Source organism: Thioclava sp. GXIMD4216, from assembly GCF_037949285.1.
GTDB classification, from domain to species: domain Bacteria; phylum Pseudomonadota; class Alphaproteobacteria; order Rhodobacterales; family Rhodobacteraceae; genus Thioclava; species Thioclava litoralis.
In genome coordinates, this window is sequence record NZ_CP149926.1 from 1,934,787 (window position 1) to 1,959,477 (window position 24,691).

The following is a 24,691-nucleotide window of genomic DNA, read 5'->3' on the forward strand; positions in this document are numbered from 1 at the left end:
ATCGAAAGGACATCCCATGCAACGACCGCTTCTTCTGGGCATTCTGGCCACCGCCTTCTGGGCCAGCAATTTCGACGCCACCCGCATCGCGCTTGAAAGCCTTGCCCCCCTGACCGCCGCCAGCCTGCGATTTGTCATTGCGATCATCGCCATCATGACTCTTCTGGCCTGCACCGAGGGGCTGGCACTGGCCCCGTTGCGCCGCAATCTTCTGGCCTTCCCCGCATTGGGCATTCTGGGGGTGGCAGGGTTCAATGCCGCGCTCTGTATCGGGCTGCAAAGCTCTAGCCCGCTGACGGGGGCACTGATCATGGCCACAACGCCGCTCAGCTCGACGCTTCTGGAAAGCCTTCTGACGCGCAAATGGCCTGCGGTGCAAACCTTCTGCGGTATGGCGCTGAGCCTGTTCGGGGTGGCGCTGGTGCTTGGCCGTGGCCATTTCGCGACGATAGGGGCAATGCTGACACCGGGAGATCTGGTGATCTTTGCAGGCTCTCTGGCGTGGGCGGCCTATGGTGTGGGGTGCAAACGCTTCGTAAAGGACGCCTCGCCATTGGCCATCTCAAGCTGGACCATGCTGTTCGGCACGATTGCCTTGGTGCTGACGTCGCTGACAGAGGGAAACCCGCTCCGCGCCGCGTGGCGGGCCGCTCCCGACGCGCTGCTGGCCTCGCTCTGGATGGGGATCGTGGGCTCGGCGCTGGCCTATATTTTCTGGACGATCGCGATTGCAGGACGGGGCGTGGCGCGCACGGCGATCCTGTTCAATCTCGTGCCGGTCTTTGCCATGCTGATCGGCTGGGGCATCGGCCAATCCCCCGCGCCGCTGCAGATCCTCGGCACGGCCATCACGATCCTCGGTGTCGCCCTGACGCAAATGCGCCTGTCGCGCTTGACAGCACGCCCGTCCCGCGGCCCAATCGCATCATGAGCATTGCCGATCAAATCATCAGAACTCTGGATCTGGCCCCCCATCCCGAAGGGGGCCATTACCGCCAGACATGGATCGCCGAGGGCACGGGCCGTGCTGCGGGCACCTGCATCTATTTCCTGCTGAAAGCCGGAGAGACCAGCCACTGGCACAGGATCGATTCCACCGAAATCTGGCTCTGGCATGCAGGGGCACCGCTGACGCTGTCGCTTTCGGCCAGCGACGCGGGGCCTGCAACCGACCACCGGCTTGGCCCCGACATTCTGTCGGGCGACCGCCCACAGGTGATTGTGCCGCCCCATCACTGGCAGGCCGCCCGCAGCACAGGCAGCTATAGCCTTGTCAGCTGCACCGTTTCCCCCGGCTTCCGCTTCGAGGGCTTCACGCTGGCGCCCGAAGGGTTCGACATCGCGCGCGGCTGATCAGTTGGTGCAGAAAAACCGCTGCCCCGTATCCGTGACCCCCCAGTATTCGACAAAATCGAAACCGTGATCGCTGCATAGGCCGCGCGCCTGCGCATAATTCTCGCCCGCAGGCGCGTCTTCGTCGAAGTCGTGATCGATTTCCGAGAAGGTGATCATCTGGCCGTTATAGATATAGCCCGAAGCCTCCTGCCCCGCCATCAGGGCCGGTCTGGGAAGATCGGGCAAAGCGGGAAGATCGGGAAGATGTGGCAGGAAATTGGGCGGCGCGATGCGCGAGGCGATCTCGGGGGTGTGCCCACATCCCCAAAGAAGAAAGGGCAACAAAATCATAAACTTGTTCATCCACTCGGCCTTTACGTATTTTTATCGTTGAAAAGCCGGGCAAATTTATGCCGATCACGCGGGCTCACAAACCCGAGATCCCGAAGGTGTTAACGAATGATTAATTCTGTTGCCGGAAAATCGCGCCTTTACACGGGGTAGTTGATCTGCCCGCCCCCGACTTGCGCAGCAACACCCGTGGTCGCCGGACCCGAGGTCGGCAGCCCCCGCGCCACCCTGACGGCCAGATAGGCAAACGCCTGCGCCTCCAGCATATCGCCATCCAGCCCCAGATCCTCGACAGGGGCCACCGCACAGGGCACACGCCTCGCGATCTCTGCCACCAGCGCCTCGTTCAGCCGCCCGCCGCCGCAGAGATAGAGATGTTGCGGCATCTCCCGGAAATGCTCGAACCCGCGGGCGACCGATGCCGCAGAACAGGCCGTCAGCGTGGCCGCCGCATCGGCATCGCCCAGCCCCGAAACCAGTTCCAGCACGCCATGAAAATCGTTCCGGTCCAGAGATTTCGGCGGTATTTTCAGAAAATACGGATGGGCAAGAAACGCCTCGACAACCGCCTCGTCAACCTTGCCCTGCGCGGCAAGCGCGCCACCTTCATCCTGACCGAGATTGAAGCGCAGCCGCATCAGGTCATTGATGGGAGCATTGGCAGGGCCGGTATCGAAGGCCAGCACCGCAGCCTCCTCCTCGGGGGCGGCGCGGCGCGGATCGACCCATGTGACATTGCCGACCCCGCCCAGATTGAGAAAGACACAAGGCGTGTCCAGCCCCGCCCATTTGGCGCAGGCAAAATGGAAATAAGGCACAAGCGGTGCCCCCTGCCCGCCAAGCCGGACATCCGCCGTGCGGAAATCCCAGACCACAGGCTTGCCCAGCACCTCCGCCAGCACCGCCCCATCGCCTGCCTGATGGGTCCCCCGCCCGCGCGGCTCATGCGCCAGCGTCTGGCCATGAAAGCCCACGATCTCGGCCTCGGAAAAGGCACTGAGAATTTCGGCATGCGCCGTCTCGACGACCTCTGCGGCAGGCTCGACCGCAGTCTCTCCCTGCCATGCCCCCAATGCGCTGTGCAGAACGCCCCGCTCGGCCTCGCTATAGGGCCGGTAATCGGAGCGCCCGAAATCCAGAATCCGCAGACCATCGGTCAATAGCAACGCCGCATCCACGCCATCAAGTGACGTGCCCGACATCGCGCCCACTGCCCAGACAGGACCTGCTTTCAACATGGCTTCCCCTTTACGTGACACAAGGATATACGCATGCCCATAAGAAAGGAACAAGCCAGATGACATACCATCCCAAATCGGACTTCCTGCGCACCATTATCGAGCGCGGATTCCTGGCCGACTGCACCGACCTGCAGGAGCTGGACCAGAAACTCTATTCCGGGACGGTCACTGCCTATATCGGCTATGACGCCACGGCCGCCTCGCTGCATGTGGGCCACCTGCTCAACATCATGCTGCTGCGCTGGTTCCAGAAATGCGGCCATAAGCCGATCACCCTGATGGGCGGCGGCACGACAAAAGTGGGCGACCCCTCCTTCCGCTCGGATGAACGCCCGCTTCTGGGGCCGGAGCAGATCCAGGCCAATATCGACGGCATGCAGAAAGTCTTCGCCCGCTACCTCGATTACAAAGAGGGCGGCAATGGCGCGCTGATGCTCAACAATGCCGAATGGCTCGACAGCCTGAACTACCTCGACTTCCTGCGCGATATCGGGCGGCATTTCTCGGTCAACCGCATGCTGTCGTTCGAGTCGGTGAAATCGCGTCTGGACCGTGAACAATCGCTGTCCTTCCTCGAATTCAACTACATGATCCTGCAGGCCTATGACTTCCTCGAACTGAACCGCCGCTATGATTGCGCGCTTCAGATGGGCGGCTCGGACCAATGGGGCAATATCATCAACGGGATCGACCTGACGCGCCGCGTGCTCGACCACGAGATCTTCGGCCTCACCACACCGCTCCTGACCACCTCCGACGGCCGCAAGATGGGCAAATCCCAAGGCGGCGCGATGTGGCTCAATGCCGAGATGCTCAGCCCCTATGAATTCTGGCAGTTCTGGCGCAACACCACGGACGCCGATGTGGGCCGCTTCCTCAAGCTTTACACCGAACTTCCGGTCGAGGAATGCGACCGTCTGGCAGCCCTTCAGGGCTCGGAAATCAACGAGGGCAAAATCATCCTCGCCCGCGAGGTGACCACCCTCCTGCACGGCGCCGATGCCGCCGCCGCCGCCGAAGCCACCGCGCGCGAAGTCTTCGAGAAGGGCGGCACCGGCGATGATCTGCCCACGCTGACCCTCTCGGCGGACGAACTGGGCGACGGCATCAGCCTTGCCCAGCTTGTCACACGCTCGGGCCTTGCCAAAACCGGCAAGGACGGCAAGCGGCTGATTGGCGAAGGCGGCCTGAAAGTGAATGACGAGACCTGCACCGAAGCAGGCCGCATGTTCACCGCATCCGACTTCGAAACGCCGGTCAAACTCTCGGCGGGCAAAAAACGCCACGCCCTCGTACAAATCGGCTAAAAATCAAAGGCGCCCCACAAGGCGCCTTTTTCCATCCGGCATCCAGCTGCCCGAAATATCCTCGGGGGTGAATTGGGCCGCAGGCCCAAGAGGGGGCAGACAGCCCCCTCACTTTCAAACCTCGAAACGAAAAAGGCGGAGCCGCTTACGGCCCCGCCTCTCTCATTTCCAAAACAGGACGACCTCAGGCCGGTTCATGCGCCAGCGAGGCGGCATGGATGCTGTCGATGGCCGAGGCAAGTGCGGCATCGAATTCCGCATCGGATTGTTTATCCGACATCCCTTCGGTCAGGGCACGCGAGAACGAGGCGATCATCCCGTCATTCTTCGACAGGATCGCATTGGCCTCATCGCGCGCATAACCGCCCGACAGCGCCACGACCTTCAGCACGCGCGGATGATCCACCAGCGGCTTGTAGAAATTCGCAACCGTCGGCAGCGACAGTTTCAGCATCACCTGCTGATCGGCAGGCAGAGCATCGAGATGCTTGAGGATCTCGCTACGCAGGATGGCTTCGGCCTCGGCCTTGTCGGAAATCGAAATCGTGACTTCCGGCTCGATGATCGGCATCAGACCATGTTTGATCACGGTCGCAGCCAGATCGAATTGCTGCGCGACAACCGCCGCGATCCCGGCCTGATTGGCCGCAGAAATGACCGAGCGTTCCTTGGTGCCGAAAATACCCGCTTCACGGGCACGGTCCAGCAGCGCGTCCACACCCGGAATGGGCTTGAGAAGCTGCACACCGTTCTCTTCCGCTTCCAGACCCTTGTCGATCTTCAGGAAGGGCACAACGCCACATTTCTCGTTGAGGTAGGTCGCGGTCGCAATACCATCGATCTCGCGGTCCATCGTCTGTTCGAACAGGATCGCACCGATCACCTTACCGCTGGAAAACGCGGGGGATTTGATAATGCGGGTCCGCATTTTGTGGATCAGATCGAACATCTCGGTGTCGTTGGAATATTCGCTTTCCTCGATACCGTAAAGGCGCAGAGCCTTCGGCGTCGAACCGCCCGACTGATCGAGCGCGGCGATGAAACCCTCGCCCTTGGAAATCTGTTCGGTTTGTTGCGCGTTCGGCATATATCTCTCCCTCCGATACGGAGACTGAATTGTGGGCCAGTTCCAGACCTAGCGCGATGCGCGGGGTTAGACAATCTTGGTGGCGCTAACCGACTTGGATTATTTCATTTTGTCGGTCTGCTGCGCGGAAAGCGGCCAGAAATCCCCCCGCTTCGCCCGTCAGGCGGCACCGTGAAAAGAAAACGGGGCGGCCCGCAAGCCACCCCGTTTCCAGTGTCCCTATTGACCGGATCAGTCTTCCAGAGCTTCCACCCCCGGCAGAACCTTGCCCTCCATCCATTCAAGGAAGGCACCGCCTGCGGTGGAGATATAGCTGAATTTCTCCGCCGCACCGGCCTTGTTCAGGGCGGCCACGGTGTCCCCGCCACCCGCCACCGAAATCAGCTGCCCCGCCTGCGTCAACTCTGCGGCTTTGGCAGCCGCGGCATTGGTGGCCGCATCAAAGGGCGTAATCTCGAAAGCCCCCAGCGGGCCGTTCCAGATCAGCGTGCGCGATTCTGCAAAGACCTTCGAGATCCGAGCCACGGCCTCAGGACCCGCATCAAGGATCATCGCATCCTCGGGGCAGGCATCGGCGGCAACGGTCTCATGCGGCGCATTGGCCTTGAACTCGCGGGCAACGACCACATCCGAGGGCAGCACAATCGTACAACCGGCAGATTTCGCCTTTTCGAGAATCTCCAGAGCAGTCTGCGCCATATCGCGCTCGGCCAGCGACGTTCCGACAGAAATGCCTTGCGCCACGAGGAAGGTATTGGCCATGCCGCCACCGATGACCAGATTGTCCACCTTGCTCACCAGATTGCCCAGCAGATCCAGCTTGGTCGACACTTTCGCCCCGCCGACAACCGCAGTCACCGGACGCTCCGGATCCCCCAGCGCGGCCTCCAGCGCCTTCAGCTCCGCTTCCATCAGACGCCCCGCAGCACTGGGCAGAACACGGGCCAGAGCCTCGGTCGAGGCATGCGCACGGTGGGCCGCCGAGAAAGCGTCATTGATATAGACCGATCCAAGCGCGCCCATCGCCGCCGCCAGCTCGCGGTCGTTCTTTTCCTCGCCCTCGTGGAAACGGGTGTTTTCCAGCAGCAAAACCTCGCCCGCAGGCAGGGCCGCCACAGCCCGCTTGGCCGGACCGCCAATGCAATCCTCGGCAAAATGCACCGGAACGCCCAATGCGGCCTCAAGCGCCGGAACCAGCGGTTTCAGGCTCATTTCCGGCACGACCTTTCCTTTGGGGCGGCCGAAATGGGCCAGAAGGACGGGCTTCCCGCCCTTGGCCAGAATATCCTTGACGGTCGGAACGATCTTGTCGATCCGCGTGGTATCCGTCACACGTCCGTCCTCGACCGGAACGTTGATATCGACGCGAACAAGGGCAACCTTGCCCTCCAGTTCCAGATCGTCGAGGGTTTTCCATGCCATGCGTTATCTCCTCATTCCGGCACCAAATCAGGGGATGGGGTGCCCGTTGTGCCGCAACTTGCACCGTCCATGAAATGGCGTCAACACACGCAATCACCGGACATGACCCGCGCGTGAGAAGGCGTGAAAACGAAAAACGAAGGTTTCGGCTTTCCATAGCGGCCCTGTCGTGTAGATTGCGGGCCAAATCCAGGAGGACCTCATGGCCGAATATAAAGACCCCGAGAACACCATCATCATCGAATTGAAGGATGGTCCCGTTGTTATCGAGCTGATGCCCGAAATCGCGCCGAAGCATTCCGAGCGTATGAAACAGCTGGCCCGCGACGGTGCCTATGACAACGTGGCCTTCCACCGCGTGATCGACGGTTTCATGGCGCAAACCGGCGACGTAGCGAATGCGAATATGGAAAAAGACTACAATCCGGGCCGCGCAGGCACCGGCGGGTCCGAATATGACGACCTTCCCGCAGAATTCTCGCGTATTCCGCATGATCGCGGCACGCTGGGGGCTGCCCGCTCGATGAATCCGAACTCGGCCAACTCGCAGTTCTTCATCAACTTCTCGGACAACCACTTCCTGAACGGCCAATACACCGTTTATGGCCGCGTGATCTCCGGAATGGAATTTGTCGACAAGATCGTGCGCGGTGAACCGCCGGCGAATCCCGACCGCATGATCAAAGTCACGGTGGCCGCCGATGCGTAATCTTGTTGCGGCAGCCCTGATTGCGATGGGTGCCGGGGCAATGACCACTGGCGCTTATGCCGAAGACACCGCGCCCGACGGGCCCGGCCCGAATCTGACGCTGGAGATCGGCGGCTCGGTTCAGGGCGAGATCGTCATCGACCTGCTGCCCGATGTCGCCCCCAAAGCGGCGGAACGTCTGGAAGAGCTGGCCAAGGAAGGCGCGTATAATGACGTGGTGTTCCACCGCGTGATCGACGGCTTCATGGCGCAGACGGGCGATGTGCAATTTGGCAAGCGCGGCTCTTCGCAGATCGAGATGGCGGGGATGGGCGGCTCGAACAAGCCCGACCTTCCGGCCGAGTTCTCGAAACGCAAATTCGTGCGCGGCATTGTCGGCATGGCACGCTCGCAATCGCCGAATTCCGCCAATTCGCAATTCTTCATCATGTTCGCGGATGCGCCGCATCTGAACGGGCAGTACACGGTTGTCGGCCATGTCATCAAAGGTATGGATATCGTCGACCAGATCAAGAAGGGCGATCCCGCGAAAAACGGCTTGGTCGATGACCCCGATTACATCGTTTCGGCAACGGTCAGCAAATAAGATCCCGTGCCGAGACCCGGCCCAAGCTTGCAAGGCGTCCCAAAGGGGGCGCCTTTTTCTGTTCCGGTCCCCTTTCCATGCAAAAATGCCTAGGCGAAGCGGGGCGCTTCGTGGCATAGTCGGATCTCAGGCCCGACAAGAGGCCGCGCAGAACGCGCAAAGAACTGGCAGAGCAAAATGGCGCCCTTGCGCGCCCGATATAGGCAGAACATGCAGCAGAAAAACCGGGCGGTCGGTCCGCTGATCTTCTTTTCCATCGCCTTCGTGTTGGCGGCATATTTCACCTTTGCCGCCGTGCAGGGATCTTACGGGATCTTCAAGCGGGTGCAGATCGAGGCCGAAATCACCGACATGACGCAAAAGCGCGACGCACTGCGCGACGAGGTCAAGCGTATGGCGAATCTGACGCATCGCCTGTCGGATGATTATCTGGACCTCGACCTTCTGGACGAGCAGGCGCGCAATATCCTTGGACTGGTGCGTGGCGACGAGGTCGTCATTCGCTAAAGCGCCCGAAATGTGGACATTTTTAGCAACCCGCAAGCTTGCCTTGCGGGTTTTTTGCGTCATCCTTCTCCACATACCATCACTTTATGCCCGCAGAAGACACTGTTGCATATCGCGGTGATTGTCTTTGCAGATGCTTTCCGCTAGAGATGGTTTAATACTGAACTATCCGCTTTTAGGGAGGATGCCTATGGCTGCTCGCAAGAGTTCGGGGACCGCACCCAAGGCTGGTGCGAACGTCTCCAAGGACGAGCTTCTCAGCTACTATCGTGACATGCTGCTGATCCGCCGCTTCGAAGAGAAGGCAGGCCAGCTTTACGGCATGGGGCTGATCGGTGGCTTCTGTCACCTTTACATCGGTCAGGAGGCTGTTGTTGTGGGCCTTGAGGCCGCCGCGAAAGAGGGCGACAAGCGCGTGACCTCGTATCGCGACCACGGGCATATGCTTGCCTGCGGCATGGACGCCAAGGGCGTGATGGCCGAGCTGACGGGCCGCGAGGGCGGCTATTCGAAAGGCAAAGGCGGCTCCATGCACATGTTCTCGAAAGAGAAGCATTTCTATGGGGGCCACGGCATTGTCGGCGCGCAGGTTCCGATTGGCGCAGGTCTTGCCTTCTCGGACAAGTACAAGGGCAATGACAATGTGACCTTCGCCTATTTCGGCGATGGTGCGGCCAACCAGGGTCAGGTTTACGAGACCTATAACATGGCGCAGCTATGGGATCTTCCGGTCGTCTTCGTCATCGAGAACAACCAATATGCAATGGGCACCTCGGTCGCCCGTTCGACCAAATCCCCGGCGCTGTGGAAACGCGGCGAGGCCTATGGCATCTCGGGCGAGGAAGTCGACGGCATGGATGTTCTAGCGGTCAAAGCGGCTGGCGAAAAGGCCGTGGCGCACTGCCGTGCGGGCAAAGGCCCCTATATCCTCGAGGTAAAAACCTACCGTTACCGCGGTCACTCGATGTCGGATCCCGCGAAATACCGCTCGCGCGACGAAGTGCAGAAGATGCGCGAAGAGCGTGACGCCATCGAGCATGTCCGCCAACTGCTGCTGACCGGCAATCATGCCACCGAAGATGACCTGAAGGCCATCGACAAGGACATCAAGGCGATCGTCAACGAGTCGGCTGAATTCGCGAAAGAAAGCCCCGAGCCCGCGCTCGAAGAGCTCTGGACCGACATCTATGCCGACGCGGCACCGCAGAACGCCTGAGAGGGAAGAGAAGAATGGCAACTGAAATCCTGATGCCCGCCCTGTCGCCCACTATGGAAGAGGGCACTCTGGCACGCTGGCTCAAGAAAGAAGGCGATACCGTCTCCGCAGGGGATATCATCGCAGAAATCGAAACCGATAAGGCGACGATGGAATTCGAAGCGGTCGATGAAGGCACGCTGGGCAAGATCCTGATCGAAGAAGGCACCGAGGGCGTGAAAGTGAACACCCCCATCGCGGTTCTTCTGGAAGAAGGCGAATCGGCGGATGATATCGCATCGGCTTCGGCACCTGCGGCAGAGGCAGCCCCTGCCCCGGCTTCGGTTCCCGCCGCTGCCAAAGACGACACGCCGGACACGCCCCTTGCGCCGAATACGACGCCGGATTGGCCCGAAGGCACCGAGATGAAGACCCAGACGGTCCGCGAAGCCCTGCGCGACGCGATGGCCGAAGAGATGCGCGGCGACGAGAACGTCTATCTGATGGGCGAGGAAGTGGCCGAATACCAAGGCGCTTATAAAATCAGCCAAGGTCTTCTGGACGAGTTCGGCTCCAAGCGCGTCATCGACACCCCGATCACCGAGCATGGCTTTGCCGGTATCGCCGTTGGTGCCGCTTTCGGTGGCCTGCGTCCGATCGTCGAGTTCATGACCTTCAACTTCGCCATGCAGGCGATTGACCAGATCATCAACTCGGCGGCGAAAACGCTCTATATGTCGGGCGGCCAGATGGGCGCTCCGATGGTGTTCCGTGGCCCGAATGGTGCGGCAGCCCGCGTGGGTGCGCAGCACAGCCAGGATTACGCCGCATGGTATGCGCAGATCCCGGGCCTCAAGGTCGTTCAGCCCTATTCGGCAGCCGATGCAAAAGGCCTGCTGAAATCGGCAATCCGCGATCCGAACCCCGTCATCTTCCTTGAAAACGAGATCCTCTACGGGAAGTCGTTCGAAGTGCCGGTGATGGATGATTTCACCGTTCCGATCGGCAAGGCGAAAGTCTGGCGCGAAGGTACGGATGTGACCATCGTCTCCTTCGGCATCGGCATGACCTATGCGTTGGAAGCGGCAGAGAAACTGGCAGCAGAAGGCATCTCGGCAGAGGTCATCGACCTGCGCTCGATCCGCCCGCTGGATTATGACACCGTGCTGGCCTCGGTCATGAAGACCAACCGCTGCGTCACCGTGGAAGAAGGCTTCCCCGTCTGCTCCATCGGTAACCACCTGTCGGCTGTCATCATGGAACGCGCCTTCGATTACCTCGATGCGCCCGTGATCAACTGCACCGGTAAAGACGTGCCGATGCCCTATGCCGCCAACCTCGAGAAACTGGCTCTTGTCACCACCGATGAAGTCATCGCTGCGGTGAAAAAAGTCACCTATCGCTAAGGAGATCCAGAGATGGCAACTGAAATCCTGATGCCGGCCCTTTCTCCGACGATGGAAGAAGGCACACTGGCGCGCTGGCTGAAGAAGGAAGGCGACACCGTCGCCTCCGGTGACATCATCGCGGAAATCGAGACCGATAAAGCGACGATGGAATTCGAAGCGGTTGATGAGGGTGTGCTTGGCAAGATCCTTATCGCGGAAGGCACCGAAGGCGTGAAGGTGAACACCCCGATCGCCGTCATGCTGGAAGAGGGGGAAGACGCCTCGGCCATCGAGACCGCCTCGAACCCGGCAGCCCCCGCCAAGGCGGAAGCGCCCGCAGAGGCCCCCAAGGCCGCAGCCGCACCTGCTGCTGCACCCGCACCTGCGGCGCCTGCCAAGGACGGCAAGCGTATCTTCGCCTCGCCGCTGGCCCGCCGTATCGCGGCCCAGAAAGGTCTGGATCTGGCGACTATCGCGGGTTCGGGTCCCAAAGGCCGTATCGTGAAGGCGGATGTCGAAGGTGCGAGTGCCGCGCCCAAGGCCGAAGCCGCCGCTCCCAAAGCCGAGGCGCCTGTCGCCAAAGCAGCCCCCGCTGGCCCCTCTGCCGATGCCGTCATCAAGATGTATGAAGGCCGCGAGTTCGAAGAGGTCAAGCTGGACGGGATGCGCAAGACGATTGCCGCGCGTCTCTCGGAAGCCAAGCAAACGATCCCGCATTTCTACCTGCGCCGCGACATCAAGCTTGATGCGCTGCTGAAGTTCCGCTCGCAGCTGAACAAGCAGCTGGAAGGCCGTGGGATCAAACTGTCGGTGAATGACTTCATCATCAAGGCCGTGGCCCAAGCACTGCAGGCCGTGCCGGATGCGAATGCTGTCTGGGCGGGCGACCGCGTGCTGAAGCTGAAGCCTTCGGATGTGGCTGTGGCCGTGGCGATTGAAGGCGGTCTCTTCACGCCGGTGTTGAAAGACGCCGATATGAAGTCGCTCTCGGCGCTGTCGACCGAGATGAAGGATCTGGCCAAACGCGCCCGCGACCGCAAGCTTGCGCCGCATGAATATCAGGGCGGTTCCTTCGCGATCTCCAACCTTGGCATGTTCGGCATCGATAACTTTGACGCCATCGTGAACCCGCCCCATGCCGGCATCCTCGCCGTGGGTGGTGGTGTGAAAAAGCCGGTGGTGAATGCCGAAGGCGAAATCGAAGTGGCCACCGTGATGTCGGTCACCATGTCGGTCGATCACCGTGTGATCGACGGGGCGCTTGGCGCGGATCTTCTGAAGATCATCGTCGAGAACCTCGAAAATCCGATGACGATGCTGGCCTGATAGGTCAGTGCGGCAGGCGTGCAAACGCCTGCTGTAACAAAAACAAAACGGGCTACCGGTTATGCCGGTAGCCCGTTTTTCATATAGCAAACATCCGCCACGCGGGCTGACGCTCTCACAAATCGTGCTATTTTTCCAAAAGATGATCCATTGATACCGACGGCTGGCTGCAACCGGCATCTCCCACGATGCGGGCGGGCACCCCTGCGACCGTCTTACACGGCGGCACCTCGTTCAACACGACCGACCCTGCCGCGATGCGGGAATTGTCCCCCACCCGAATATTGCCCAGCACCTTGGCACCGGCCCCGATCAATACGCCATTGCCGATCTTGGGATGTCTGTCTTCCTCTTCCTTGCCGGTCCCGCCCAGCGTGACAGAATGCAGCATCGACACATTATCCCCGACCACAGCCGTCTCGCCGATCACGATAGAATGCGCATGGTCGATCATCACGCCCTGCCCGATGCGGGCAGCGGGGTGAATATCGACACCAAACATCTCGGAGGTACGCATCTGGACATAATAGGCCATGTCCTTACGCCCCTCCGACCACAGCCAATGGGCAATCCGGTAGGATTGCAGCGCCTGAAAACCCTTGAAAAACAACAGGGGTTGCATCAGACGGTGGCAAGCCGCGTCGCGCTCGTAAACCGCAACCAGATCGGCACGCGCTGCCGCAATCAGATAGGGGGCCTGCGCATAGGCATCATCCGCAATTTCGCGCAGGATCTGCTCGCTCATTTCGTTCGACGCCAGTTTCAACGAGAACCGGAAAGACAGCGCCCTCTCGAAAGTGGGGTGATGCAAAAGACCGGCATGGATCAGCGATCCAAGAAGCGGCTCGTTCTGAACGGCCGCGCGCGCCTCGGTACAGATCCGCTCCCAGACAGGATCAACGGTGGCAATTCTGACTTGGGGCTCAGCCATGACGTCTCCTTTGCGCAGCAAATGCGGGCTCACCTTCACAGGCATGCTCTAGCACAATACCACATGGAGGCCGACCAGAGATAAACCAAGTGCAAAATAGAGAAAAGTCCTTAACATCGGTCACAAACCTTTCTTTGCCCGCCATCGGATGCCCCGCCCGTCAAAGTCCGAGTGCCAGTCGTGCCGGCAATCCCGCTCCGTAAAGATCACTCAGTTGCGCCACCTCAAGCACCAACGCAGAACCGCTCGCAAGATCGGCCTGACGCTGGGACGCAGTATATATCCAACTCGGTGCCTCAAGCGTAACCTCACGCAGCACGGCACCGGTCTCGGTCAGAAGACGCAGCCTGTATCGTTCATGCAATTCGCCAAGCGGCACCTCCTGCTCCAGCCAGGGATCACCGTTCAGACGCGTACGCCGGACCCAGCCTATACTCCAGTCTTCCGTCGCCTTGGACACCCGCAGATGCGACGGTGCATAGGGGCGCAGGCCATTGCCTTTGAACGCCTCATTCAGATGCACATAGCTCGGGTCGTCATAGCTGCGCCGCGCCGATCCGATACGATAATGGCGGGAAATATTGCGCTGTGCCTGCGCCAGCGTGATCTGATCGAGATTGCCATCAAGTGCCACCACCACCGAACCTTCCGGCCAGATTTCGGGCATCAGCACATCGGTGCCCAGCTGGCCGCGCAACCTCAGGCTCAGATCCCATGTATTATTGCCGACCAGTTCAGCCTGCGCGAACTGGAAGATCTCCCAGTTGTCACTGCTGCCATCGCCGATGGCCATCGCATTCGCTCCGGCCAATAGCTGTTCTTCGCTGGCCGATTGCAGCTCCCCCGAAACAAGCGAAACCCGCAGCGGCGCCCCACGGTCCCATAGCCCCGCGCGGGCTGCATTCAGCGCCCCCAGACTACGCCCGAACGTCGCACGGCGCGTCAGCGTGGCATTCAACTGGTAATCGGCATCACTCACCGCATCGAATACCGCAACCGTTCCGGGCCACGGACTGGCGGTCACCGCCAGATACGGCGTATAGGGCACTTCCTCTCCGGTTAGAAGCGGCAGATCCATGAACTGCGCCGTCACCGGCACAGGCGCGTAAAACCGCGTCGTGGAGACATCCGCCTCGGCCGCATCGGACGGCTCGTAAAGCCCCGCCTCGATCCGGACGGCCTCCATTGTCGCCGCCCCCGCCAGATCGACACGGTCGATCCGGTACCGCTCTTCCTCGATCGCGATGACATCCCCCGCCCCGAGCCCCGTCAAGGAGGGCGGCACCGCGAATTGCACGACATCCCGCGCCATCTGCGCCTCTGCCAGCCAGCGTTCAACCGTGGCCACTGCCTGCGGACGATGCAATGCGGCATTTACCTCACTGGCACTATTGCTGCCCTGATCGGTCTCCTGCGGCGCAATCGCTTCGACCACACGGGTGGCATAGTCTCCCTCTGCCTCGATATAGGACAGCCGCACCCTGCCCGACATCTCCGCCTCGGAAGCACGAATGCGGGTCAGCGTGCTCTCGTCCTCCTGCAAAGCAAAATCCGTATCGGCAAGAACCCGGCTCACCTGACCACTCCGCATGATAAAATGCAGTGCTCCGTCGCGCTCGACCGCATCGAAACCATAGGCCAGCATAAGCGTTTGCAGCATTGCCCGCGGGGACTCCCCCGATTGCGCACTATATCCGCGCACAGAGCCACGCAGCCCCGACACATCCACCGCCGTCACCCCACCCATCGCGCAGATCTCGGCTACAACACGCGCCAGCGGCTGCGCCACCGCGCGACCGGATAGCCAATGCCCGCGCGCGTAATTCTCGGCATCGCTCCAGAGATCGTCACGGGAGGGAAACTCGGGCCAGGGCCGCGCGTCCCAACACCAGACATGCGCCTTGGTCATATCGATCATCGGCCCCTCATAGACCTCGGAAACAGGATTATGCGCCCGGTCCTGCCACCACCCCTCCATCGCCCGCACATATTGCATCTGGATCAGCTCGTCGCGCCGCCCGTTGGAAAAATGGGGCAGCATGGATTCAGAGCTTTTCGGGTCCAGAAACTTGTTGGGCTGGTTGGCCCCCTTATCGATCGCCGCACAGCCATATTCGGTAAACCAGATCGGTTTCATCTGCGGTATCCATGCCGTCGGCTCCTCCGCCCGCAGCCCGTCGATCCGCTCGTAATGACGGTTCTGCCACCAGCTACGGAAATCCTTCGCCCGCCAGATCCAGGGTTCTCCCTCCCCATCGGTGATGGGCGTGCGGATCTGCATCTGCCGATGGAGATCGGTCGCATAATACCAGTCATAGTATTCTCCACCCTCGATATTACTTTGCAGATAGCCCAGATCGTGGATGGCAGGCCATGCCGCATCGGCATGGTTTTCGCCCTCGCGCCAATCGGCAAGCGGCAGATAATTATCGACGCCGACAAAATCGATGGCACTATCTGCCCAGAGCGGATCCAGATGGAAGTAGCGGTTTCCATCCGGCGAATTATATCCGAAATATTCCGACCAATCCGCCGCATAGCCGATTTTACAAGTCTCGCCCAGAATAGCGCGAACGTCATTTGCCAGACGGCGCAAGGCTTCGACGGCAGGAAACCCGTCCTCGGCATCACGAATCTGGGTCAGGGCGCACATTTCGGTGCCCACGCAAAACGCATCTACCCCACCCGCTTGCGCGCAAAGATGGGCATAGTGCAAAATGAAACGGCGCATAGACCATTCTTCGGCACCACTATAGCGCAGCGTCATCCCCTCCGGCGAGAAGGCTTCTGGTGCGGCCTCCCCGAAAAAGGCCGCAACGTCCTGCGCGGCAGCCGCGCTACGATCGGTCGAGCCCTCCAGTCCGGGGGCGATGTCTGTCGTAATTCGTCCGCGCCACGGCAAAGCGGGCTGTTCCTCGGTCGGCGACCACGGATTGGGACGTGCATTGCCCGCGATCTGCTCCATCAGGATGAAGGGATAGAAGGTCACGAATTTTCCCGCAGCTCGCAAGGCCCGGATGGCCTCGATCACCGCAGCATCGGCGGGCGTGCCCCCATAAAGATCGCCCTCGGCGGTATGGGCAACCTTTCCGGCCTCGGCGCGCCCCACCCCCGAGACAGACCATGCCATATTTTTCCCGTCTCCTGCGGTTTCATTCACCCGCGGGCGGATCTTGCACTGACCCGCGCGCAGGTCATCACCAAACCACGACACCACAAGGGAAACGGCTTCGCAATTCGGCAGATCACCATTCAGTGCCGCGAGAGAGGTCGCGAAATCACTAAGCCCGCCCGGGGCGCTCTGGTTCATGACCTTGCTTGAGCCTCCCTCTTCTCCCGCAAAATAAACAGGGGTCGTCGCCAGAGAATACTCGCCCGTGCCGGGAATAAGCGCGACCCCCCTGACACAGCCCTCAAACCCCGCGATCTCCTGCGGCACAGACGGCGCGGCGGCGCGGAACACCTCGAAGGTCAGTTGCGGGACGCGATTGCCAAACGGAGCAAGCGCCAGATCCTCGAAAACCACATAGGCGATACCGCGATAGGCCGGGGCGGCATCCGCCCCCTCGACCGCCTGTATCTTCGCATCCGGTTCCTGATCCTCGGCACCGGTATACACACGAAAATCAAGGCCTGCCGTATCCAGTATCTGGCCATCGGCCCAGATCCGCCCGACCCGCAGAATCTCGCCTTCGCACAAGGCCAAGGCAAGACTGACGGAATAGCTGTAGCTTGTTGTCGACACGGTCGTGCCCGTGCCCTTTCCGCTTTTCTTGGTGCTGGCATGTTCGCGAAAGCGCGTTGCCCAGATCACCTGTCCTGCCACCCGCATCCCGCCCCAGACCATCGGCACGGGCGTCCCCTCGCTTGCCGAGGAAAGGCGGAACTGGCTGACCTTGCCGGTTTCAACGCTTTGCGATCCGGTTCCCAGAAGCCGTTGGTCGATGGCGCGCCCCAAGGTCGCTCCGACCGCCCGCCCGATGACCGCACCGGAAAGCCCCAGCACCGTGCCACCGAAGCCACCGCCAATCGCAGCGCCTGCCGCGCCCAAAAGGATCGTTGCCATGTCTCACCTCACATCCGGAAAGTCGAAGCGCGCCACCAATCGGGCACGCCAAGGCGCGGACAGGGCGTTTTCCACCACCCCATGCCCGCCATAAGCATGAATAAAGCGCAAAGGCCCCCGCTCCGAGAGCAGGCCAACATGCTTGGCCACCGCACGGGGTTTCATACGGAACAGAAGAACCTGCCCCATTCGGAACGGGTCATTGGCCTGAACCGGCACCAGATGACGCGCGGCGGCCTGCCAAAGCGCCTCGGCGCCCCCCGCCTCGGCCCAATCCGCGCTATAGGGGGCCGGAAGTTCGGGTTCGTAGCCATAAAGACTGCGCCAGATCCCGCGGATCAACCCCAGACAATCCGTGCCCCCCTGCAGACAGGACGCCTGATGGCTGTAAGGCGTGCCGATCCATGCCCGCGCCAAAAACACGACCTCGGAACGGGCGGTCATCGGAAGAGGCTCCCGCCGTCGTAATTTCCGCCAGAAACCGGATAGGACACCAGCCAGTCCTCCCCCGGAATATGCGGGAACCCACGGAAATTCACGAAATTGTCGAATTTCAACCGGCACGTTTCGGCACGCCGGTCACAGCCTGCAACAATCCGCACCCTGTCGCCCGCCACCAGCTCGGCACGCAAGGACTGCCATAATTCGATCACGCGGCGACCATCCTGTGCCAGACGGTCAAATTTCACCGCTCCCGAAAGACCGGCAGCCGCTCCATCGAGAACCGTCAGCAGACCGCGTTCGAACCAGCGATCCTCGAAGCCTGTCAAGGATTGCCACGAAAACCGTGTCGCCCCTTCACACTCTTCCACGGCCAGTTCGACAAAATACCCCGCCTGCAAAGGATCAAACCGGCACTTCCCGTCGCCCAGAACCGCCGAGCAGGCCGGATGATACACCCGACCGACCTGATTGTTCAGCCGGTCCGAAAGGCCACGCAACTCCGCCTGAAACGCACCGTCATTGCGCGTCAACTCTCCCAGATGGCCGCGAAAGATCAGTGCATGTTCGGACGTATCCGCCCAGTTGACAAGCCAGCTACGCAACTCGGCCCCATCGTAACGGCCTGCGCGGATATCGTCTTCGGTAATCGCATCAGCGCGCAAAGCCGCGACAACCTCGAAATTGTCGACCGAGAGCCCCGAAGATTGCCCCAGCGCGCTGGCCGACATTCCGGTTTCGGGCTGGAACGTCAGGCCGGCAAACGCCAATGGCCGATCATGGTCGGTGAACCCCATCACGATGCCATCCTGCCGTGTCACCGCCCATGCGCGCGCAATCGTGGTGGCCTTCGTGTCAAGATGGGCCTGAAACTGTGCGGAATAGCTCATAGGCGCACCTCCACAACCGGCACCTGTGGCACTTCTCCCGCCTGAAACGATTGCACCGAAACCTGAATCCGGTCGGTGTCAAACCGCACCGGCACGTCGAACTCGAAGCCTGCCGTTACCCGCGCGCCTTTTTCGGGCGGAGCGGCAAAGGTGACCACACCCGTTGTCGTGTCCACCGACCAGTCGATGCTTTCGGCCTGATAGCCGCCCTGCACCCCCACCAGCACCGTCGCCCCCACCGGCTTGGTGATCGGGCGCGTATAGGTGATATCGCCAGAGCGATAGGTTTTAGCCAAAGAAAAGGCGACGGTTTTCCCATCGCCAGTCCCGATCACCTGATCTTCATATCCAAGCGCGCGGCTGGCAGGGGCCGAACGGTAATCGGCCCAATCCTTCCAGCGGAACCCGTGCAACTGTCCAGCCCGCGCCTCGAAAAAGGCCAGAAGCGCCTCGACATCATCCAACGACCGCAGCCCCACACCGGCATCGTAATGACGCCTTGAATGGGCCCAAGGGCTGTTACGCTCCTCATAGCCGCTGGCAAGGGTGACAATCTCTGTGCGGCGCTCCGGTCCACCAAGCGAGCCGAAACTCAGACTGGCGGGAAAGCGGATTTCATGAAATGCCATCTTGTTCCTCCGAAAACTGTCTTGAAACGGCTCACATCGTTTTCGACCCGCGCGAGAGAGCGCGGCTCATCTGGGCAGCCAACTGCGCGCGCGAGCGACTGAAGCCCGCAATATCCGGCGTGGTCACATTCATCGTCACATTCACCGCGCGCCCGCCCTGTGCCTGCACGCCCAAACGACCATCCGCGCCACGGGTCAGCGGCATGATCGCCTCCGGCCCCGCCTCGCCCATCAGCCCCATTCCACCGCGCATCGCAAAACCCGTGGCCTCGCTGACCACGCCCCCCTTGGCAAAAGCGCGCACCTTACCCGAAGAGAAGGCCCCGCCATTGGCAAACGGCATCAAACCGCCAGCCAAAGAGGCAACACCGCTTGCCAAGGTACTGCCTAGCGTGTCGCTGACCGGCTTCACCGCCGCCGCATAAACCGCATCCGACATGCTCTGCGCGACAGAGCGCAACGCGTTCGACAGGCTCTCCCCATCAAAAACGACATCTTCAAACGCACTGCTGATCGTGGTCGAGAAACGGCGCGACAATGTGCCGATCTCGCGAGACGTCAGCCCCATGCTGTCACGCAGGCTCGATAATTCGCTCGAAAATGCCCCCGTCAGAACCCCGACATTGCCCAGAACCGTCTCCAGTTCCTGCGCGCTTTCGCTCAGCGCATCGAAATCAGTATCATCCATTACTTTCTCCTTCGGGTCCGCGACGATCGGGGAATGCCTGCGCCAGCTCTTCCAGCCGCGCACGTGTCAGTGGTCGCGCCTTGGGCATATCGCCCAGAAGCAGCGCCAGTTCGGCAGGGCTCAGCGCCCAGAACTCCTGCGGACGCAGGCGCAAGCCCACCAATCCCGCCCGCATCAGACCCGGCCAATCCAGCCGCCCCGATGCCTCATACCGGCGCATCATTGCTCTTCTGGCGCGCCAAAAGCGCGGGCCAGAAGGCGTGCGGCAAGCTGGGCCGCCTCAACCGGCCCAGAGCCGATTTCGACCATGCGCAGATCTTCCGCCCGTCCCCGCCAGCCACCACCGCGCAGCCCCGCCACCAGCAGCGCCAAGACATCGCGGCTGGAAAACCGCCCGCTTTCAAACCGCGTAACCAGATCCAGCATCGTCTCTGTCTCCAGCTGCGCCTCAAGTTCCGCCAATACGCCAAGGGTCAACTTGGCAGTATGCGGCACCCCGTCCAGCGTCACCTCGACCTCACCTGCCCAAGGGTTCGCCATATCACTCCTCCGTCAGCTCGATGAAGCTCAGCGCCCCCGCCGAAGCCATCGCCATCTCATAGGTGGCCTCGCCATCATGCGACCCCGCATATTCGATCGACGAAATCAGGAACGGCCCCTGCACGATGCCGAAACTGGGGATGATCACCTGAAACTCGGGGATCTCGCCATCAAAGAAAATCTGCCGCGCCCGCGCATCCGTATCGGCATCGCGAAACACCCCCGACCCCGAGATCGAGGCCGAACGCACCCCCGCACCCCCCAGCAGCTCGCGCCAACGCCCCTCGCTTTCCAGCGAGGTCACATCCACCGTCTCTGCGTTAAAGCTGATCCGCGTAGCCCGCAGGCCAGCGATCGTCTGGAACTGTCCGTCTCCGCTGAGATCGAGCTTCACCAGCAGGTCTTTTCCGTTTTGGACTGCCATTTTTCTCTCCTAGAAATGCAAAAAGGCCCCGTATCGGAGCCAGATATGGACGCGCCTGTCCGGTCACTCGGGGCTGACGAGGGCGCGAAACGTCAGATCAATCCGCCGTGTCGCATTGGTCCCTACACGACGCGCCTTGGCCTTGCGAAACCACACCCCCGCCACCCGTCCCGCTGGAAGCGTCAGCGCACCCTGTGTCAGGCAGGCATTCACCGCTTCGGCCAAGGTCTTGGCCGCCTGGAACCCCGCCGCATCCGTCACCACCGAAATGGTGAAATCATGCCGAGCAATCGGGCCGCTGCGATCCGAGATATCGACAACGTCTTCGGGGCCGAGACTGATATACGAACCGGCGGTTGCACCAAGAGGCTGGGCATCATAGATCGCTCCACCGCTCAATTCGGCAACCGTCGCATTGCCCGACAGCGCCTGAAACACCGCCGCCTGCAAGGCCGACGCCAAGAGATAGCTCATGTCACAACCTCCTCGCGGGCAAAGCAACGCAGGTAACCGGGGGCATCCTCCGCCACGGCAAGAATACGAAAGATCCGATCGCCCAGCCGAAAGCGCTGATTGGCCGTTGGCCTGCGCGGAGAGGAAGGCAGTGCCGAGCGCACCGTGACCGTCACCGATACCGCAGCGATCGCGCGCAGCTGATCGGCGCGCTCGGTGCCGGTGCCGAAATCGAGCGCCGCCCAGATCTCGCCCAGTTCGACCCAAGTCTCGATCAGGCCCCCCGCACCATCAGGGACATTCTGCGGTTCTTCCAGCACGAGGCAGGTGGAAAGCTTCGGCACACTCATCCCCGCCCCCCGTTCCCACCAAACAGCCGCACCACGCGCCAAGGCTCGATCAGCGCGTTTACGCCAAAGGGCAGCGCGCCGCTCTGGTCGCTTTCATGACGGTGCTCGAAATAATGGGCCGCCAGCAACATCACGGCCTGTCGCAAATCTGCGGGCACATTCTCCCACATGACCCCAAAGCCTGCCTCGACCGAAATCTCGATCAGTCCGCCGTCCTCAAGGGGCGGGAAATTGCCCCCAACCGCCAACAGCACGGGCCGCACCCCATCCGGCATCAGCCGGTAACGCGCCGCGTCCAGCACCGCCACCTCCTCATCGGCCCCGCGCAAAGCGACCTGCGTCACGCCCGTCAACGGTGCCAGAGGCAGAGGCTGTGCCTGCGGATTGGCCCAGCGACGCAGCCGCAGCAGAAAGCCGCGCGTCAAAAGCGCCTTTGAAATACGCTGTTCGATCAAGGCAATCGCCGCACGCAGATAGGCCTCAAGCGCCACATCCTCGGCCCCCACATCCGCAAACCCGCGCCCCAGCCGCAGATGGTCGCGCAGGGCCGCAATCGGAAGCCGGTCGCTTGTCACCGGCACTATTTCGTTCAACATGGAAAGCACCTCCGAAATTGGGATGATGACGCCCGCAAGACCACGGGCGCCATCTCGGACAGACGCCGCCTTCCGCCACCCGCTCGGACGGAGGGAGCAGCTAGGCGGACGGCAGAAAGACCGCGTCTGCCCTTATCCGGACCGAAGCCCGGATCGGGGTCAGCGCAGCCTCAGCCGCGCCCGCGCCTCAGGAGACCGCAAATTTCAGAAGCTTGATCGCCGCGAAATCGCTGACATCGCCGCCCACTCGCTTGGAGGCGTAAAACAGCACATGCGGCTTGGCCGAGAAGGGGTCACGCAGCACACGCAGATCGGGACGTTCGGCAATAGTGTAGCCCTGATGGAAATCGCCGAAAGCAATCGCATAGGTATCCGCTGCGATATCGGGCATATCCTCCGCGATCAGCACCGGATAGCCCATCAGGCGCGCAGGCTCGCCCGCAGCCAGACCGTCCGACCACAGGAAGCGGCCATCAGCATCCTTCATCTTGCGCACGGCCCCTGCGGTTTTGGAATTCATCACGAAGCTGCCATTGGCGCGATATTCCGCCTCAAGTGCATAAACCAGATCGACCACCGCATCCGCGGCCGCCGTGGCCGAGAAATCCCCTGCAACGCCGGTCGCCACATAGCCCAGACTACCCCAGGCCCAGTTTTCATTATTCACAGCCGGATGAGCCAGAAAACCCTTGGGCTTATCGGCACCATCGCCATTCACGAAAGCCGCAGCCTCCGCACGGGCGAAACGGTCGGCAATACGGCCCGCAAGCCAGCCCTCGATATCGAAGGCCGCATCATCCAGCAGACGCTGGCTGGCCTTGGGCATGGCCGAAAGCTCGTAGAGCGGGATCGAGATCCGGTCGATCTGCGGCGTGCTCGTCTCGGTGAGGTTCGCGGTCTCCGACGCCCAGCCCGAACCGATCTCGCCATGATCGACCAGCACGTCAAAGCTGGTGGCCTCGACCTGTACCACATTGGCGATCATGCGGATCGAGGCGGTCGAGCCGAGGATCGAGCGGATGGTATCGCTGGTCTGCGGATCGACCAGATAGCCACCCTCGGCGGCAACGGCCGTGTTCAGCCCCTTGGTCTCGACAACCAGACCGCGCAGACCGTCATCATCGCCCGAACGCAGATAGGCATCAAAGGCCTTCACATGGGGGGCGGTTTCTTGCGCTGCATGCGACAGGGCCGGACGATTTTGGATGGATTTGGTTTGCAACATGGTCAGACGCTCTTCCTGTTTCTGAATGCGTGAAGTCATTTCGTTCTGGAAGCCCTTGGCTTCCTTCACAAATTCGCTAAGGGCCGAGTGCACCTCGGCCACGATCGGGGCCCCGTCGGACATAGCTGTCCGCTCCCCAAAGACGCTTTTGTCGGGGGTCATTGTCTCTCCTCAATTTTTCACGAAGATCGAAAGCGCGGGGTCAGTTACCCGCCAGTTGCGACGCGGCCGCACGCAGCGCCCGTGCCAGATGTGAAAGCTCTGCCCCTTCGGACATCGCTTTGGCGGCGACCCGCGCCTCCTTCAGCATCGGGAAGGTCACCAGGGACACCTCCCAAAGATCCAGCTCGGTGAGCATCCGCTGGCCCTGCCCGTCGCGATGCGCCCGCACCACACGGTAGCCGATGGACAGACCGTCCATCGCCCCCGACGCCAGAAGCGCACGCGCCTCACGGGCACGGGCCACATCCTCCAGAAGATAGCCGCGCACAAATAGGCCGGTGCGATCTTCATGGATGTCTTCCCAGACGCCGATGGGCTGCGTCTGGTCATGCTGCCAGAGCATCGCCACGCGGCGGCCTTCCTGCGCAAGCCGCGCAAGACAATCGGTATAGGCGCCGGGGCAGACCACATCGCCGCCCTGATCAGGCAGGCCGAAAAGGCTGGCATAGCCCTCGATCCGGTCCTCGGTCACCTTCAGGGTGCTGGGCGTATCGGTGCGCACCGATTTGAACTCCAGCCCCAGTGTCATTTGCTCCATTCAGCCCTCCTAATGCGGCACCATATCCAGAAGCCCGTAGACCGCCTGCGACAGCACCACGGCCACCACGCCGTAAACCGCCATCCACAGACGCCGCTCAAGCCCCTCGATCATCGCTTCAATGCGCTGCAACCGGCGTTCCACCTGATCGAATTGCAGCTCCATAATCTTCTCCGTCGCGTTGAACCGTTCCTCATGCAGATCGAACGGCTCCTTCAGAAAGCGCGAGCCTCCAGTCGGCATG

28 protein-coding genes are annotated in these 24,691 nt (G+C 61.3%); 9 read left to right on the forward strand and 19 right to left on the reverse strand.

Features of this window, described 5'->3' with window-relative positions; genetic code table 11:
* The first annotated feature begins 16 nt into the window (after positions 1–16).
* Together WDB88_RS09545 and WDB88_RS09550 are read left to right on the forward strand one after the other, a co-directional pair.
* Positions 17–931 (forward strand): DMT family transporter, encoded by a 915-nt coding sequence (locus tag WDB88_RS09545; RefSeq protein WP_339107438.1) that lies wholly within the window; start codon positions 17–19, stop codon positions 929–931.
* Positions 928–1,353 (forward strand): cupin domain-containing protein, encoded by a 426-nt coding sequence (locus WDB88_RS09550; RefSeq protein WP_339107439.1) that lies wholly within the window; start codon positions 928–930, stop codon positions 1,351–1,353. Before WDB88_RS09545 ends, WDB88_RS09550 begins: the two co-directional genes overlap by 4 nt.
* On the opposite strand, the gene WDB88_RS09555 is transcribed toward WDB88_RS09550, so the two are convergent.
* Positions 1,354–1,698: a hypothetical protein gene (locus WDB88_RS09555; RefSeq protein WP_339107440.1), complete on the reverse strand. Its 345-nt coding sequence runs from the start codon at positions 1,696–1,698 to the stop codon at positions 1,354–1,356. It abuts the gene before it with no gap.
* A 128-nt stretch (positions 1,699–1,826) separates the two neighbouring features.
* A complete protein-coding gene (locus WDB88_RS09560; protein WP_339107441.1) occupies positions 1,827–2,924 on the reverse strand; it encodes an anhydro-N-acetylmuramic acid kinase in 1,098 nt (365 codons plus the stop codon).
* Between the two features lie 59 nt (positions 2,925–2,983).
* Here WDB88_RS09560 and tyrS point away from each other — a divergent pair, with 59 nt between their 5' ends.
* Positions 2,984–4,234, forward strand: a complete 1,251-nt coding sequence (gene tyrS / locus WDB88_RS09565) for a tyrosine--tRNA ligase (RefSeq protein ID WP_339107443.1) — start codon at positions 2,984–2,986, stop codon at positions 4,232–4,234.
* Positions 4,235–4,418: 184 nt separating this feature from the next.
* On the opposite strand, the gene WDB88_RS09570 is transcribed toward tyrS, so the two are convergent.
* Positions 4,419–5,321, reverse strand: a complete 903-nt coding sequence (locus WDB88_RS09570) for a fructose bisphosphate aldolase (protein ID WP_339107444.1) — start codon at positions 5,319–5,321, stop codon at positions 4,419–4,421.
* Positions 5,322–5,552: 231 nt separating this feature from the next.
* On the reverse strand, positions 5,553–6,743 hold the full coding sequence (locus tag WDB88_RS09575; protein WP_339107445.1) for a phosphoglycerate kinase: 1,191 nt from the start codon (positions 6,741–6,743) through the stop codon (positions 5,553–5,555).
* 202 nt (positions 6,744–6,945) lie between these two features.
* Between WDB88_RS09575 and WDB88_RS09580 the strand changes: the two genes are divergently transcribed.
* From WDB88_RS09580 to WDB88_RS09605, 6 genes are all read left to right on the forward strand, one after another.
* Positions 6,946–7,452, forward strand: a complete 507-nt coding sequence (locus WDB88_RS09580) for a peptidylprolyl isomerase (protein WP_339107446.1) — start codon at positions 6,946–6,948, stop codon at positions 7,450–7,452.
* Between the two features lie 40 nt (positions 7,453–7,492).
* A complete protein-coding gene (locus WDB88_RS09585) occupies positions 7,493–8,038 on the forward strand; it encodes a peptidylprolyl isomerase (RefSeq protein ID WP_339109512.1) in 546 nt (181 codons plus the stop codon).
* A gap of 210 nt (positions 8,039–8,248) precedes the next feature.
* Positions 8,249–8,545: a septum formation initiator family protein gene (locus WDB88_RS09590; RefSeq protein ID WP_339107447.1), complete on the forward strand. Its 297-nt coding sequence runs from the start codon at positions 8,249–8,251 to the stop codon at positions 8,543–8,545.
* Positions 8,546–8,735: 190 nt separating this feature from the next.
* On the forward strand, positions 8,736–9,761 hold the full coding sequence (gene pdhA / locus WDB88_RS09595) for a pyruvate dehydrogenase (acetyl-transferring) E1 component subunit alpha (protein WP_339107448.1): 1,026 nt from the start codon (positions 8,736–8,738) through the stop codon (positions 9,759–9,761).
* A gap of 14 nt (positions 9,762–9,775) precedes the next feature.
* Positions 9,776–11,146: a pyruvate dehydrogenase complex E1 component subunit beta gene (locus WDB88_RS09600; protein ID WP_339107449.1), complete on the forward strand. Its 1,371-nt coding sequence runs from the start codon at positions 9,776–9,778 to the stop codon at positions 11,144–11,146.
* Between the two features lie 12 nt (positions 11,147–11,158).
* The gene (locus WDB88_RS09605; RefSeq protein ID WP_339107450.1) at positions 11,159–12,454 is read left to right on the forward strand and encodes a pyruvate dehydrogenase complex dihydrolipoamide acetyltransferase; all 1,296 of its coding nucleotides are present in this window, start codon (positions 11,159–11,161) and stop codon (positions 12,452–12,454) included.
* 127 nt (positions 12,455–12,581) lie between these two features.
* On the opposite strand, the gene cysE is transcribed toward WDB88_RS09605, so the two are convergent.
* From cysE to WDB88_RS09680, 15 genes are all read right to left on the reverse strand, one after another.
* Complete coding sequence (cysE, locus tag WDB88_RS09610; RefSeq protein WP_339107451.1) at positions 12,582–13,385, reverse strand: serine O-acetyltransferase; 804 nt, start codon at positions 13,383–13,385, stop codon at positions 12,582–12,584.
* A gap of 160 nt (positions 13,386–13,545) precedes the next feature.
* Positions 13,546–17,451 (reverse strand): glycoside hydrolase TIM-barrel-like domain-containing protein, encoded by a 3,906-nt coding sequence (locus WDB88_RS09615; RefSeq protein WP_339107452.1) that lies wholly within the window; start codon positions 17,449–17,451, stop codon positions 13,546–13,548.
* Positions 17,452–17,454: 3 nt separating this feature from the next.
* A complete protein-coding gene (locus WDB88_RS09620) occupies positions 17,455–17,895 on the reverse strand; it encodes a peptidase (RefSeq protein ID WP_339107453.1) in 441 nt (146 codons plus the stop codon).
* Positions 17,892–18,782 carry a DUF2163 domain-containing protein gene (locus tag WDB88_RS09625; RefSeq protein WP_339107454.1) on the reverse strand — a complete coding sequence of 297 codons (891 nt, stop codon included), beginning with the start codon at positions 18,780–18,782 and terminating at the stop codon, positions 17,892–17,894. Before WDB88_RS09625 ends, WDB88_RS09620 begins: the two co-directional genes overlap by 4 nt.
* Positions 18,779–19,411, reverse strand: coding sequence for a DUF2460 domain-containing protein (locus tag WDB88_RS09630; RefSeq protein WP_339107455.1), 633 nt, complete (start codon positions 19,409–19,411; stop codon positions 18,779–18,781). The genes WDB88_RS09625 and WDB88_RS09630 overlap by 4 nt, the downstream gene beginning before the upstream one ends.
* Before the next feature lie 31 nt (positions 19,412–19,442).
* Positions 19,443–20,099: a phage tail tape measure protein gene (locus WDB88_RS09635; protein WP_339107456.1), complete on the reverse strand. Its 657-nt coding sequence runs from the start codon at positions 20,097–20,099 to the stop codon at positions 19,443–19,445.
* Entirely contained in the window at positions 20,092–20,322 is a 231-nt protein-coding gene (locus WDB88_RS09640; protein ID WP_339107457.1) for a rcc01693 family protein, read from the reverse strand. The genes WDB88_RS09635 and WDB88_RS09640 overlap by 8 nt, the downstream gene beginning before the upstream one ends.
* The gene (locus tag WDB88_RS09645) at positions 20,319–20,639 is read right to left on the reverse strand and encodes a gene transfer agent family protein (protein ID WP_339107458.1); all 321 of its coding nucleotides are present in this window, start codon (positions 20,637–20,639) and stop codon (positions 20,319–20,321) included. The genes WDB88_RS09640 and WDB88_RS09645 overlap by 4 nt, the downstream gene beginning before the upstream one ends.
* Position 20,640: 1 nt before the next feature.
* A complete protein-coding gene (locus WDB88_RS09650) occupies positions 20,641–21,063 on the reverse strand; it encodes a phage major tail protein, TP901-1 family (protein ID WP_339107459.1) in 423 nt (140 codons plus the stop codon).
* Between the two features lie 63 nt (positions 21,064–21,126).
* Entirely contained in the window at positions 21,127–21,537 is a 411-nt protein-coding gene (locus WDB88_RS09655; RefSeq protein ID WP_339107460.1) for a DUF3168 domain-containing protein, read from the reverse strand.
* Positions 21,534–21,866, reverse strand: a complete 333-nt coding sequence (locus WDB88_RS09660; protein ID WP_339107461.1) for a head-tail adaptor protein — start codon at positions 21,864–21,866, stop codon at positions 21,534–21,536. The genes WDB88_RS09655 and WDB88_RS09660 overlap by 4 nt, the downstream gene beginning before the upstream one ends.
* A complete protein-coding gene (locus tag WDB88_RS09665) occupies positions 21,863–22,462 on the reverse strand; it encodes a head-tail connector protein (RefSeq protein WP_339107462.1) in 600 nt (199 codons plus the stop codon). Before WDB88_RS09665 ends, WDB88_RS09660 begins: the two co-directional genes overlap by 4 nt.
* Positions 22,463–22,649: 187 nt before the next feature.
* Complete coding sequence (locus WDB88_RS09670; RefSeq protein ID WP_339107463.1) at positions 22,650–23,849, reverse strand: phage major capsid protein; 1,200 nt, start codon at positions 23,847–23,849, stop codon at positions 22,650–22,652.
* Positions 23,850–23,889: 40 nt separating this feature from the next.
* Entirely contained in the window at positions 23,890–24,447 is a 558-nt protein-coding gene (locus WDB88_RS09675) for an HK97 family phage prohead protease (protein WP_339107464.1), read from the reverse strand.
* A gap of 9 nt (positions 24,448–24,456) precedes the next feature.
* Positions 24,457–24,690 (reverse strand): hypothetical protein, encoded by a 234-nt coding sequence (locus tag WDB88_RS09680; RefSeq protein WP_339107465.1) that lies wholly within the window; start codon positions 24,688–24,690, stop codon positions 24,457–24,459.
* Position 24,691 lies beyond the last annotated feature (1 nt).